Here is a 13097-nt window from a genome sequence, read left to right as displayed (position 1 = left end):
ATGATCGAAACGCTGCTTGAAGTGCGTAATTTAAGTAAAACGTTCCGCTACCGGACCGGTTGGTTTCGTCGTCAGACCGTAGAAGCGGTAAAACCCTTGAGCTTTACGCTACGTGAAGGCCAGACACTGGCGATTATTGGCGAGAATGGTTCGGGTAAATCCACGCTGGCAAAAATGCTGGCGGGAATGATAGAACCTACCAGCGGCGAGTTATTAATTGACGATCATCCGCTGCATTTTGGCGATTATTCCTTCCGTAGTCAGCGTATTCGCATGATTTTTCAGGATCCTTCGACATCGTTGAATCCCCGTCAACGTATCTCGCAAATCCTGGATTTTCCACTGCGTCTGAACACCGACCTGGAACCGGAACAGCGTCGCAAACAGATTATTGAAACGATGCGTATGGTTGGGCTGCTACCGGATCACGTCAGTTACTATCCGCATATGTTGGCACCCGGGCAAAAACAGCGTCTGGGGCTGGCGCGCGCGCTGATATTGCGCCCAAAAGTCATTATTGCCGATGAAGCCCTCGCCTCACTGGATATGTCGATGCGTTCGCAGTTGATTAATCTGATGCTTGAGTTACAGGAAAAACAGGGCATTTCGTATATTTATGTTACCCAGCATATCGGAATGATGAAGCACATTAGCGACCAGGTGCTGGTGATGCATCAGGGCGAGGTTGTCGAGCGAGGCAGCACCGCCGATGTGCTGGCATCGCCGCTGCATGAACTCACCAAACGGCTGATCGCCGGTCATTTTGGCGAGGCATTGACGGCGGATGCGTGGCGTAAGGACCGTTAGTGTTTTGCACCTCATCCTGACAGGGGCCCCCCTCAGGATGAGGTGTTCATTACTTTTGATTGTCGATTCTGGTGAGAGCAACCAGCAATGCCAGCGTATAACACACCGTAATTGCCAGACTCATTTTTAACAGTGTTTCTCCGCCAATTCCCGACAATGGCGCGGCTATACCGCCGAAGACAAACATGCTCATCCCCATCAACGCAGACGCCGTTCCAGATTCCTGCGTCCCTACTGCACTCATAGCCTCTGCCCCGCCAACAGTGCCGATGCCGCTACAAAATGCGATGGTGAAAAATAATGCCACCAGTGCCGGAATGGGCAATTGTATCCATGCGCATAAGACCGTGAGCAATGCACACAAAATTGCCGCTATCAGGCCACCTCGCAACAATGTCATCGCGTTAATCCGTCGAGCCAGGCGCGAAAAGATCCATGAAGCAATGATAAGTCCGATGCCGTTAAGGCCAAACACCAGGCTAAATTGCATTGGACTAAAGCCAAATTCCTTCTGCAACACGAACGACGAAGAGCCGATATATGCAAACAAGCCTGCCAGCATAAAACTTTGAATCAGGCAAAAGCGCATAAAACGGCGGTTCTGCACCACGCTTCGTCCGGTTAATAGCAATGATGAGCCCCTTTTATTTTCTGGCAAGGTCTCATTAATAAATAACACGCAGCCCAGCAACAATACGGTGCTAATTTCAGCCATTACCCAGAATAAAGTGCGCCAGTCAAAAGTGCTAACAATGTACCCGCCCAGCACTGGCGACAACACCGGTGCCAGGCCATTCACCGTCATTAACAGCGCAAAAAACTGGGTCAACGTTACTCCCTGATATTTGTCACGAGCAATAGAACGAGAGAGCACCGAACCACCCGCCCCCGCGATCCCTTGAATAAAACGCCAGACCACCAGCCAGTAAATATTGTTCGTTGTCGCGCACAAAATGGAAGAAACAATAAACAATAGCAACGACAAGATTAACGGACGTTTACGCCCTATTTTGTCGCTCAGAGGGCCAAATAACAGTTGTCCGACGCCAAGACCGATCAGTGATGCGGTCAGGGTTAATTGCGTTATGGTCGTGGTTGCCGCCAGTTGCTCAGACATCTCCGGCAAAGCCGGCAAATAAAGATCGGTACACATCGGGCCTATACCGGCTAAAAGACCAAGAATCAATGCCCATGAAAGAGAGACTCTAGCCATATTATTCCTTACTTGAGTGATGACATGCCGCCGCCCAGCGACTGCCAGAGCGTGATTCGGTTTGTAAAATCAGTCAGTTGCAGTGCCAGCAGCTCCTGCTGTGCGATCCACAAGCTGCGCTGCGCCGTCAACACGGTCAGGTAATCACCAACACCCGCCTGATAGCGACGCAAGCCAACATCGACCGTTTGTTGCTCAGCTTTAACATACTGGCGTTGTGCATCCAGTTGCTCTTCAAGCGTGGTCCGCCGCGCCAGTCCGTTAGCGACATCTTTAAATGCGGTCTGAACGGTTTTTTCATAGGTGGCAATGAGCCCACGCTTTTGTGCTTCTGCGTAACGAAGCTGCGCCAGATTACTTCCGCCAGTGAACAGCGGTAATGTGACCGATGGCGCAAATGACCAGATCTGCATTCCGTGGCTGAACAACGACGACAATGCGTCACTGCCAACACCGGCACTGGCAGTCAGCGAAATCGTCGGGAAAAAGTTAGCCCGCGCCGCGCCAATATCTGCATTGGCGCTCTTCAAATTATGTTCCGCTTCCTGGATATCCGGGCGACGCAGCAGAACATCAGATGATACTCCCGCAGGAACCAGACTTATCATTTGTTCCGGCAGGCTTTCCAGTGTTCCCGGTAGCAGATTTTCCGCAAGCGTTGTACCTGCCAGTAAGTTCAGCGCATTTTTATCCTGCATCACTTGTGTCTGATAGCTGGCAACGCTGGCGCGCGCTTGCTGATAAACACTCATCGCCTCACTGACATCTGTCGCTGCCGCCGTGCCAACCTGTTGCTGGCGCTGGATAATTTTCAATGAGTTTTCTGCACTGGCCATCGTTTCTTTTGCCAGGGCCAGGTTGCTGTTATCAGCCGCCAGTGTCAGCCAGGCGGTGCTGATTTCAGCAATCAGCGTTAAACGAGTGTTCTGGGCTGTAAATTCACTGGCAAGCCAGGTTTCCCGCGCCGCCCGAGATAAACTCTGATTACGACCAAACAGATCTAACGTATAACTGGACACCGTGCCGTCAGCCTCGGCAGTTGTTCCCGTACCATTCGCCAGCGAACGACTGCGAGTCGAACTTAAGGCCGCATTCACCGTCGGAAATAACGACGCATTAGTTTGCCCATAGAGCGCCCGTGCTGAGTCAATATCAGCAATCGCTTTTTGCACATCGCGGTTACTGTTCAGTGCAATGGTTACTACCTGCTGCAATCGGGGATCGTGGATCACCTGCTGCCAGTCATGGCTGATTGCCTTCCCCTGGCCCTGTGCTCCCGGCAAGGTCGCCGGGATTGGGGATTCAGGCGTACTGTAGTGAGGATCGAGCGAGACACATCCCGCACTCAACAACACCAGAAAAATAAGAGAACGACGCAACATAACTTACTCCTGACGGCGCGGTTTACCGGCAAACAAACGTTTCACCAGTACAAAAAACAGAGGAACGAAGAAAATGGCCAGTAATGTAGCGGTCAGCGTGCCGCCAATAATGCCCGTACCAATGGCGATGCGGCTGTTCGCCCCTGCGCCGGTTGCTATCGCCAGCGGCATTACCCCCGCAATAAACGCCAGCGAGGTCATGATGATTGGGCGTAAACGAGTCTGCGCCGCGCGTAATGCCGCACGACTCAAGGAATAGCCCTCTGCAACCGCCGCTTCAGCAAATTCCACAATCAGAATGGCGTTTTTCGACGACAAGCCGATAGTAGTTAATAGCGCTACCTGGAAGTAAACGTCGTTGTTTAAATCACGCATCCAGGCCGCCAGCGCCGCGCCAAGAAGCCCCAGAGGGATCACCAGAATGACCGAGAACGGGACTGACCAGCTTTCGTACAGTGCTGCAAGGCAGAGGAAAACCACCAAAATAGAAACTGCATACAGACTTAATGCCTGACCGCTGGCCAGTTTCTCCTGCAATGACAAACCACTCCAGGCCCATGTTGTTCCCGCAGGAAGACTGTTTGCCAGTTCCTCCATTTTTGTCATTGCATCGCCGGAACTAAAGCCAGTCGCGTTTTCGCCCTGAATTTCATAGGCTGCCGAGCCGTTGTAGCGCACCAGTCTTTCCGGTCCATACAGCCAGCGGGTGGTCGCAAAAGCAGAGAATGGTGTCATGGCGTTATCGCTACCGCGCACAAACCATTTACCTAAGTCTGACGGCGCGGAACGAAATTCACTGTCGCCCTGAATGTAGACTTTTTTCACACGACCACGGTCAATAAAGTCATTCACATAAGTACCGCCCCACGCACTGGACAGGGTGTCGGTGACATCATTCAAACTCAACCCTAATGACACCGCTTTATTACTATCAATATCTACCTGCAATTGCGGCATTTGTGGCAAATCATTGGCACGCACAGAATGTAACTCCGGACTTTGATTCGCTTTTTCTATCAACTGATTACGCATTTGCAGTAGTGTTTCGCGATCGGTTCCACCGTTAGCTAACAATTCAAACGTAAAACCATTGCTTTGCCCCAGCCCATCAACGGCTGGCGGCGTCATCGCAAATACCGTGGCATCACGAATTGTGCCCAGCTCTTTGGTTGCCCGTAGGGCGATAGCCTGGGCGGTGTTTTCTGCCCCTTTACGTTGAGACCAGTTTTTCAACGAAACAAACGCCATCCCGGTGTTCTGTCCGCTACCGCTAAAACTGAAACCATCAACGGTAAAGATGACATCGGTATTTGCTTTCTCGTTAATCAGGAACCAGTCAACAATCTGGCGATTCACTTCTGCTGTACGGGCAGCGGTCGCCCCAGCCGGCAGCGTGTACTGCACCATGATTTCGCCCTGGTCTTCAGTGGGTAAGAAACTGCCCGGCAGTTTCCACATCATCAGGGCCATTCCACCACCCAGCACGACATAAAGCCCCATCGTTCGGGCTGCACGGCGCAGGACATAAATTACGCCTCGCTGATATTTATCTTCAGTACGGCGGTAAAAGCGGTTAAATGCGCCGAAAAAGCCTTTTTTATGTGGCGGAACATGCTGGAGGACGGAACCGCACAGGGCGGGAGTCAAGGTCAATGCCACTACCACGGAAAGCAGCATTGCGGAGATAATGGTTATCGAAAACTGACGATAAATTACCCCCGTAGATCCCCCAAAGAAGGCCATAGGCAGGAATACGGCTGACAACACCAGCGCAATGGCAACCAGTGCGCCAGAAATCTCGCCCATTGATTTTTCCGTGGCTTCACGCGCGGGCAACCCTTCGTCACGCATAATGCGTTCGACGTTCTCCACCACCACAATGGCATCGTCCACCAGCAAGCCGATCGCCAGCACCATTGCAAACAACGTCAGGGTATTAATCGAATAGCCAAACAACGCAAGAACGCCGAATGTGCCCAGCAAAACGACGGGGACAGCTAACGCCGGAATCAGTGTGGCACGCAGGTTTTGCAGGAATAAATACATCACGCAAACCACCAATACGATGGCTTCAAACAGCGTCTGAATTACGTCCTCTACAGAGATTTTAATAAATTCAGTGCTGTCTTTCGGGTATGCGATGTCGTATCCCTGCGGCATGTTCCGCTGGAATTCGGCAATCTTATCCTTGACCAGCGTCGCCGTATTCAGCGCATTCGCACCGGGCGAAAGCATTACAGCAACCCCGGCAGACGGGTGACCGTTAAGTTTGCCGATAGCGGTATAATCTTCACTGCCCATCTCAACGCGAGCCACATCTTTTATACGAACAACTGCGCCGTCTGACTGGCTTTTCACGATAATATTTTTGAACTGATCCACCGTCTGCAAGCGAGACTGCGCACGTACCGTTGCGGTCAGTTGCTGAGTATTCGGTGAAGGCAATGCCCCTATTTTCCCGGCAGTAACCTGCACGTTTTGCGCTTCAATAGCACTTTGCACGTCTGAAGGCATTAGCGAGTAAGACGCCAGTTTGGCCGGGTCAAGCCAGATGCGCATAGCGTATTCCGCGCCAAAGACTTGCAGACTCCCCACACCTTCAACACGCGCCAGCGGGTCCTGAACGTTACTAACCAACCAGTCGGCGATATCCGAACTGGAGGCTTTGTCAGTGGTGTCATACACGGCAGCAATCAGCAAAAAGTTGCTTTGTGATTTCTCCACCGTAACACCCGTTTGCTGCACTTCGCTGGGTAGGCGCGACTCCGCCTGCTGAATTTTATTCTGCACCTGAACCTGTGCAGTATCTGGATCGGTACCTTGTTCAAAGGTCACATTAATACTGACCGAACCATCAGAGCTGCTGGTTGAGCTGAAATAGAGTAAATTATCAAGCCCAGTGAGTTGTTGCTCGATAACCTGAGTCACGCTGTTCTCCAGCGTTTCGGCAGAAGCACCAGTATAAGTGGCTGAAATTTTAATGGTCGGTGGCGCAACGTCAGGATATTGCGCGACGGGCAATGTGCGAATAGCCAGAATCCCCGCCAACATAATCAAAATGGCGATAACCCAGGCAAAGACCGGGCGGCGAACAAAAAAGCGCGAAAACATCAGGCGTTGCCTCCATTAGCCTGAACTTCAACAGCCTTGACGGTCTGCCCTGAAGTGACTTTGGCAGAACCTTCAACAATCAGTCGGTCGCCGTTGTGCAGGCCGTTCAGCACCAGCCATTTATCACCATACGTTTCTCCCGTTTCGAGCGTTCGCTGCTCTACTTTATTGTCTTTATTCACCACCAGCGCAGTTGCATTGCCTTTAGCATCGCGCGTGACGCCCTGTTGCGGCGCGAGAATAGCGTCTTCCATCACGCCTTCATCGACACGAGCGCGAACAAACATTCCCGGTAATAACTGCTGTTGTGGATTGGGGAAAATCGCCCGTAATGTCACCGAACCGGTAGACTCATCTACAGCGACTTCGGTGAGTTCCAGACGCCCTTTTTCGCTGTAGGTTGTGCCATCTTCCAGAATAAGTGAGACGCTCATGGTGTCACTGTTGGTCGCCAGTGACTGTTTACGCAGACGTAATAAATCGACACTGGAGCGAGTGAGGTCGACATACATTGTATCCAGACCACGAATAGTCGTTAACGCTGTATCTTGCGACGCGGTCACCAGTGCGCCAGGGGTTACCGACGAAATGCCAATGCGCCCTGAAATCGGTGCGGTTACCGTGGTCCAGTCAAGATTAATGCGCGCAGTTTCCAGTGCGGCTTTTTTCGCCTCTACACTGGCTTTATCTTGTGCACAGGTAGACTGAGCATCATCAGCATCCTGTTGTGAAACACCGTTCTCTTTCACCAGTCGGGCATAACGCTGCGCTTTCTGGCAATCGGCTTTTACCAGTGCCTGTGCTTGTTGTAATGCTGCCCGAGCTTCATTCCATGCAGCCTGATAACTGGCCGCATCAATCTGGTAGAGCGGCTGTCCAGCCTTGACCAGATCACCTTCCTTAAATAAGCGTTTCTGGATAATTCCCCCAACCTGCGGACGTACTTCGGCACTGAGCGCAGCACTGATGCGTCCGGTTAATTCACTGACTACCGAGACCGGTTGAGATTTGACTGTAACAACGCCGACTTCTGTTTCTGACGGGGATGAATTGTTACTTTGCGTATTATCACAACCAGATAAGAGCAGCATTGCCACTACAGATGTTGCTATATACTTCATTATTTTCTCCAGGGTGAGAAATACCCTCCTCATTAAAATTAATGAGGATATGTCAGGGATATTCAGTTATAACGAACCCGCATCGCGAAATGAATTTCGCAATGAAATAAGGGGGATTAATATCCCCCGCTATTGGTTAATTCTGTTCTTATTTATTTATCAACATACTAACAATATCCTGATATATTTCCTGCAGATGTTGTGGATCGCTTTTTTGCGGTGTTAAACGACGATAAACCGTACCTTCCATCATGGTAGCAAACACTTCAACGCAGCAACGAATGTGCTCGTCGCTAAGATGGGGATGCATTCTTTTCATATGTGCACAACCGTTAGCGAACATTCTGGCGTCAGCTTCTTCAAGCATTGCCATAACCCGCGGGTTGCGTGTGGCTTCTGCAGCCACTTCCAGCATCAGCGCGTCGTCGTCCTCATTTAAGGATTTACGCAAGGCAAGGACTTCCGGGAAGTGATCGGTACGCGCGTCAATGTCCATTTGGGCAATACGAAAGTCGATGATACGGCGAACCATCTCTTCAATAATGGCGTCTTTGTTGGCGAAGTAACGATATATCTGACCCACGCTAAGCTGAGCTTCGCTGGCAATTTGCGACATACTGGCGGCATGAAACCCGCAGCGACGAAAACACCGACGGGCGGCGTTAATGATTTCATCCTGACGCTGTTTGTGGCGTATCTCCAGCTTGCTGGTCATTTCTGTCTCCTGGCCTATCACTTGGTGAGAATGATCGTTCTCATTTTTGCTGATTATACGTTTCTCCAAAGTAATGGAAAGTATTTTTATCTTATTCATGGTGCATATTCTGATAATGAAGAGATTGTGGAGATTATGTGAAGATAGTTGACAATATTAAGTTGGGGTCAATTCATCAGAAAGGCTGCTACTTGTTGTCGCCAGTTCTGTTTTCATCATCAAACTTATCGGAGCTAATACGAATAGTTTCATAGTCAGATTCTATAAGATATTCCCCCAACCTACCCCTTGCAGGCGTCAAGAGTAGATAACGCAAAATGCTCTGTACCGCAGCTTCTCTCCGGTACAGAAAGCGCAACTATAGCCACCCACAGCCAGGTTGATTATAATAACCGTTTATCTGTTCGTACTGTTTACTAAAACGACGAATCGCCTGATTTTCAGGCACAACAAGCATCAACAATAAGGATTAAAGCTATGGGTTTTCTTTCCGGTAAGCGCATTCTGGTAACCGGTGTTGCCAGCAAACTGTCCATCGCCTACGGTATCGCTCAGGCGATGCACCGCGAAGGAGCTGAACTGGCATTCACCTACCAGAACGACAAACTGAAAGGCCGCGTAGAAGAATTTGCAGCTCAATTGGGTTCTGACATCGTTCTGCAGTGCGATGTTGCCGAAGATGCCAGCATCGACACCATGTTCGCTGAACTGGCGAAAGTTTGGCCGAAATTTGACGGTTTCGTACACTCTATTGGTTTTGCACCTGGCGATCAGCTGGATGGTGACTATGTTAACGCCGTTACCCGTGAAGGCTTCAAAATTGCTCACGACATCAGCTCCTACAGCTTCGTTGCAATGGCAAAAGCTTGCCGCTCCATGCTGAATCCGGGTTCTGCCCTGCTGACCCTTTCCTACCTTGGCGCTGAGCGCGCTATCCCGAACTACAACGTTATGGGTCTGGCAAAAGCGTCTCTGGAAGCAAACGTGCGCTATATGGCGAACGCGATGGGTCCGGAAGGTGTGCGTGTTAACGCCATCTCTGCGGGTCCGATCCGTACTCTGGCGGCTTCCGGTATCAAAGACTTCCGCAAAATGCTGGCTCATTGCGAAGCCGTTACCCCGATTCGCCGTACCGTTACCATTGAAGATGTGGGTAACTCTGCGGCATTCCTGTGCTCCGATCTCTCTGCCGGTATCTCCGGTGAAGTGGTCCACGTTGACGGCGGTTTCAGCATCGCTGCAATGAACGAACTCGAACTGAAATAATCGTTCTGTTGGTCAAGACGGGCGGCGTTCTGCCGCCCGTTATCTCTGTTATACCTTTCTGATATTTGTTATCGCCGATCCGTCTTTCTCCCCTTCCCGCCTTGCGTCAGGATAACGATTTCCTTTACGACCAAGGAGCGCCCATGGAACAACGCCACATCACCGGCAAAAGCCACTGGTATCATGAAACGCAATCCAGTACTGCGGAATATGACGTTCTGCCTCTGGTCCCGGAAGCCGCAAAGGTCAGCGATCCCTTTCTGCTCGACGTGATCCTTGATGAAGAAACGCTGGCCCCCTTCCTTTCATGGCTGGTCCCTGCGCGCGTTCTTGCAGTGGAGTTGTTCCCTGACCAGCTTACCGTGAGCCGTTCACAGACCTTCACCGCTTATGAACGCTTGTCGACGGCCCTGACGGTTGCTCAGGTTTGCGGCGTCCAGCGGTTATGTAACTACTATTCGGCGCGACTTACGCCGCTCCCCGGGCCTGATTCCTCCAGGGAAAGTAATCATCGGTTAGCACAAATCACGCAATATGCCCGCCAACTGGCTAGCTCGCCTTCTATTATCGACAACCGATCGCGCCAGCATCTGAATGACGTCGGTCTTACTGTCTGGGACTGTGTGATCATTAATCAAATCATTGGTTTTATTGGCTTTCAGGCGCGGACCATTGCGACATTTCAGGCTTATCTCGGGCATCCGGTACGCTGGTTACCCGGTCTGGAGATACAAAACTATGCCGACGCGTCACTGTTTGCTGATGAGTCAATACGCTGGCGAAGCAGCTATGAGGTGGAAAAACTACCTGAAGAGCACACAAAAAGTTCAACTGCAGAACTTTGCCAACTGGCCGAAACACTCTCTCTCCACCCTATTTCACTTTCCCTTCTCGAAAAGTTGCTAAACAGCACACGGGTCAATACACAGCCGGATAATCAGCTTGCGGCGTTGTTATGCGCGCGGATAAATGGCAGTCCTGCTTGTTTTGCCATCTGTATGGATTCATCAAATGAATATAAAAAAATCAGCGCCCTTCTGCGCAAGGGCGAAAATGAAATTAACCAATGGGCTGACCGTCATTCTGTTGAGCGCGCTACCGTTCAGGCGATACAATGGCTGACCCGAGCACCCGATCGCTTTAGCGCCGCCCAGTTCAGCCCATTACTCGAACACGAAAAATCATCAACGCAGATTATTAATCTGCTGGTATGGAGCGGGCTGTGTGGCTGGATAAATCGCTTAAAAATCGCGTTGGGTGAGACATATTAACCTTGCCGCGTCAGACAGATTCGCGTAAAACTGTCAGCCGCTCTAATGGCCACCAAAATAGACAATTATGTTTCAGGACAACCCGCTGCTAGCGCAGCTTAAACAGCAACTGCATTCCCAGACGCCACGCGCTGAAGGGGTGGTAAAAGCCACAGAAAAAGGCTTTGGCTTCCTGGAAGTCGACGCGCAAAAAAGTTATTTCATTCCGCCGCCGCAGATGAAAAAAGTCATGCATGGCGACCGAATTATCGCGGTTATCCACAGTGAAAAAGAACGTGAATCCGCAGAGCCAGAAGAACTGGTTGAACCGTTTCTGACTCGTTTCGTGGGTAAAGTTCAGGGCAAAAATGACCGTCTGGCCATCGTTCCTGATCATCCACTCTTAAAAGACGCCATTCCTTGCCGCGCAGCCCGTGGCCTGAACCACGAGTTTAAAGAAGGCGACTGGGCGGTTGCCGAAATGCGCCGTCATCCGCTGAAAGGCGATCGTTCTTTCTATGCTGAACTAACACAATACATCACTTTTGGTGACGACCACTTTGTACCGTGGTGGGTTACCCTTGCGCGCCATAATCTGGAAAAAGAAGCACCAGACGGCGTCGCTACCGAAATGCTCGATGAAGGTCTGGTTCGTGAAGATCTGACCGCGCTGGATTTTGTCACCATCGACAGTGCCAGCACAGAAGATATGGATGACGCCCTTTTCGCTAAGGCGTTGCCGGATGACAAACTTCAGCTGATTGTGGCGATTGCCGATCCAACCGCGTGGATTGCTGAAGGCAGCAAGCTGGACAAAGCCGCGAAAATTCGCGCATTCACCAACTATCTGCCTGGCTTCAACATCCCTATGCTTCCTCGCGAGCTTTCTGACGATCTCTGCTCACTGCGCGCCAATGAAGTCCGCCCGGTACTGGCATGCCGCATGACGCTCTCCGCTGATGGCACCATTGAAGATAATATCGAATTCTTTGCCGCCACCATCGAATCCAAAGCGAAGCTGGTGTATGACCAGGTCTCTGACTGGCTGGAAAATACCGGTGACTGGCAGCCTGAAAGTGAAGCAATTGCCGAACAAGTCCGTTTGTTAGCGCAAATTTGCCAACGCCGCGGCGAGTGGCGTCATAACCACGCACTGGTATTTAAAGATCGCCCGGATTACCGCTTTATTCTCGGTGAAAAAGGTGAAGTGCTGGATATCGTCGCCGAGCCTCGTCGCATTGCCAATCGTATCGTCGAAGAAGCGATGATTGCCGCTAACATTTGTGCGGCCCGCGTACTGCGCGATAAGCTCGGTTTTGGCATCTATAACGTGCATATGGGCTTTGATCCGGCGAATGCCGACGCGCTGGCAGCGTTGCTGAAAACCCACGGTCTGCATGTCGATGCCGAAGAAGTGCTCACGCTGGACGGTTTCTGCAAACTGCGTCGTGAACTGGATGCGCAACCAACTGGTTTCCTCGACAGCCGCATTCGTCGCTTCCAGTCATTTGCTGAAATTAGCACTGAACCCGGTCCTCACTTTGGCCTCGGTCTGGAGGCATACGCCACCTGGACTTCGCCGATCCGTAAATATGGCGACATGATCAACCACCGTCTGCTGAAAGCGGTTATCAAAGGCGAAACTGCGACGCGTCCGCAGGATGAAATCACTGTCCAAATGGCCGAGCGTCGCCGTCTCAACCGAATGGCAGAACGTGATGTTGGCGACTGGTTATACGCACGCTTCCTGAAAGACAAAGCCGGGACCGACACCCGTTTCGCGGCGGAAATTGTCGATATCAGCCGTGGCGGCATGCGTGTGCGTTTGGTTGATAACGGCGCTATCGCCTTTATTCCGGCACCTTTCTTACACGCTGTGCGCGATGAACTGGTTTGCAGCCAGGAAAACGGCACTGTACAAATTAAAGGTGAAACGGCTTACAAAGTGACTGACGTTATTGACGTCACCATTGCCGAAGTCCGCATGGAAACCCGCAGCATTATTGCGCGCCCGGTCGCGTAATCTCCTTTCACGGCCCATTCCTCATGAATGGGCCGTTTATTTCCCCGCTCCACCTTCGTCATATCCCGGCAGATTTTTAACTGACTTTCGTTTGAAAACTGGCGTTTTTCCAAAACTGGATTACAAATAAATATATAAAAAAAACAATGCGTTTAGCCGCCGTTAATTTCATGTAAGTCATGTTGTTCCTTTTATTTAACCGCGGACTC

10 protein-coding genes are annotated in these 13097 nt (G+C 51.0%); 4 read left to right on the top strand and 6 right to left on the bottom strand.

What is annotated here, in order from left to right; translation table 11 throughout:
• On the top strand, nucleotides 1–807 hold the full coding sequence (sapF, locus tag ACJHWK_RS16660; protein ID WP_000573407.1) for a peptide ABC transporter ATP-binding protein SapF: 807 nt from the start codon (nucleotides 1–3) through the stop codon (nucleotides 805–807).
• A gap of 49 nt (nucleotides 808–856) precedes the next feature.
• Here sapF and ACJHWK_RS16655 read toward each other — a convergent pair whose 3' ends face one another.
• The 5 genes from ACJHWK_RS16655 to ACJHWK_RS16635 form a co-directional block, all read right to left on the bottom strand.
• The gene (locus ACJHWK_RS16655) at nucleotides 857–2020 is read right to left on the bottom strand and encodes a multidrug effflux MFS transporter (RefSeq protein WP_001523129.1); all 1164 of its coding nucleotides are present in this window, start codon (nucleotides 2018–2020) and stop codon (nucleotides 857–859) included.
• 8 nt (nucleotides 2021–2028) lie between these two features.
• Nucleotides 2029–3402 carry an efflux transporter outer membrane subunit gene (locus ACJHWK_RS16650; RefSeq protein WP_001523128.1) on the bottom strand — a complete coding sequence of 458 codons (1374 nt, stop codon included), beginning with the start codon at nucleotides 3400–3402 and terminating at the stop codon, nucleotides 2029–2031.
• A 3-nt stretch (nucleotides 3403–3405) separates the two neighbouring features.
• Nucleotides 3406–6513, bottom strand: coding sequence for an efflux RND transporter permease subunit (locus ACJHWK_RS16645; RefSeq protein WP_000492814.1), 3108 nt, complete (start codon nucleotides 6511–6513; stop codon nucleotides 3406–3408).
• Nucleotides 6513–7634: an efflux RND transporter periplasmic adaptor subunit gene (locus ACJHWK_RS16640; protein WP_000873807.1), complete on the bottom strand. Its 1122-nt coding sequence runs from the start codon at nucleotides 7632–7634 to the stop codon at nucleotides 6513–6515. The genes ACJHWK_RS16645 and ACJHWK_RS16640 overlap by 1 nt, the downstream gene beginning before the upstream one ends.
• Before the next feature lie 148 nt (nucleotides 7635–7782).
• Nucleotides 7783–8349 (bottom strand): TetR/AcrR family transcriptional regulator, encoded by a 567-nt coding sequence (locus tag ACJHWK_RS16635; RefSeq protein WP_000202113.1) that lies wholly within the window; start codon nucleotides 8347–8349, stop codon nucleotides 7783–7785.
• 477 nt (nucleotides 8350–8826) lie between these two features.
• On the opposite strand from ACJHWK_RS16635, the gene fabI reads away from it, so the two are divergent.
• The 3 genes from fabI to rnb all read left to right on the top strand — a co-directional run bounded on the left by fabI (nucleotide 8827) and on the right by rnb (nucleotide 12888).
• Nucleotides 8827–9615: an enoyl-ACP reductase FabI gene (gene fabI / locus ACJHWK_RS16630; RefSeq protein WP_000506485.1), complete on the top strand. Its 789-nt coding sequence runs from the start codon at nucleotides 8827–8829 to the stop codon at nucleotides 9613–9615.
• Between the two features lie 143 nt (nucleotides 9616–9758).
• The gene (locus ACJHWK_RS16625) at nucleotides 9759–10886 is read left to right on the top strand and encodes a carboxymuconolactone decarboxylase family protein (protein ID WP_170886134.1); all 1128 of its coding nucleotides are present in this window, start codon (nucleotides 9759–9761) and stop codon (nucleotides 10884–10886) included.
• 67 nt (nucleotides 10887–10953) lie between these two features.
• The gene (gene rnb / locus ACJHWK_RS16620; protein ID WP_000484983.1) at nucleotides 10954–12888 is read left to right on the top strand and encodes an exoribonuclease II; all 1935 of its coding nucleotides are present in this window, start codon (nucleotides 10954–10956) and stop codon (nucleotides 12886–12888) included.
• A 76-nt stretch (nucleotides 12889–12964) separates the two neighbouring features.
• On the opposite strand, the gene ACJHWK_RS16615 is transcribed toward rnb, so the two are convergent.
• Nucleotides 12965–13069 (bottom strand): hypothetical protein, encoded by a 105-nt coding sequence (locus tag ACJHWK_RS16615; protein WP_000221855.1) that lies wholly within the window; start codon nucleotides 13067–13069, stop codon nucleotides 12965–12967.
• Nucleotides 13070–13097 lie beyond the last annotated feature (28 nt).

This window comes from Escherichia sp. WS547, from assembly GCF_046486065.1.
GTDB lineage: Bacteria > Pseudomonadota > Gammaproteobacteria > Enterobacterales > Enterobacteriaceae > Escherichia > Escherichia coli.
This window is presented reverse-complemented; position numbering and strand designations above follow the sequence as displayed.

Bases quoted from the DNA above. Each gene is read 5' to 3' on its own strand.
- ACJHWK_RS16625 (WP_170886134.1), top strand. From the start codon at position 9,759: ATGGAACAACGCCACATCACCGGCAAAAGCCACTGGTATCATGAAACG.
- ACJHWK_RS16635 (WP_000202113.1), bottom strand. From the start codon at position 8,349: ATGACCAGCAAGCTGGAGATACGCCACAAACAGCGTCAGGATGAAATC.
- rnb (WP_000484983.1), top strand. From the start codon at position 10,954: ATGTTTCAGGACAACCCGCTGCTAGCGCAGCTTAAACAGCAACTGCAT.
- ACJHWK_RS16640 (WP_000873807.1), bottom strand. From the start codon at position 7,634: ATGAAGTATATAGCAACATCTGTAGTGGCAATGCTGCTCTTATCTGGT.
- ACJHWK_RS16615 (WP_000221855.1), bottom strand. From the start codon at position 13,069: ATGACTTACATGAAATTAACGGCGGCTAAACGCATTGTTTTTTTTATA.
- fabI (WP_000506485.1), top strand. From the start codon at position 8,827: ATGGGTTTTCTTTCCGGTAAGCGCATTCTGGTAACCGGTGTTGCCAGC.
- ACJHWK_RS16655 (WP_001523129.1), bottom strand. From the start codon at position 2,020: ATGGCTAGAGTCTCTCTTTCATGGGCATTGATTCTTGGTCTTTTAGCC.
- ACJHWK_RS16645 (WP_000492814.1), bottom strand. From the start codon at position 6,513: ATGTTTTCGCGCTTTTTTGTTCGCCGCCCGGTCTTTGCCTGGGTTATC.
- sapF (WP_000573407.1), top strand. From the start codon at position 1: ATGATCGAAACGCTGCTTGAAGTGCGTAATTTAAGTAAAACGTTCCGC.
- ACJHWK_RS16650 (WP_001523128.1), bottom strand. From the start codon at position 3,402: ATGTTGCGTCGTTCTCTTATTTTTCTGGTGTTGTTGAGTGCGGGATGT.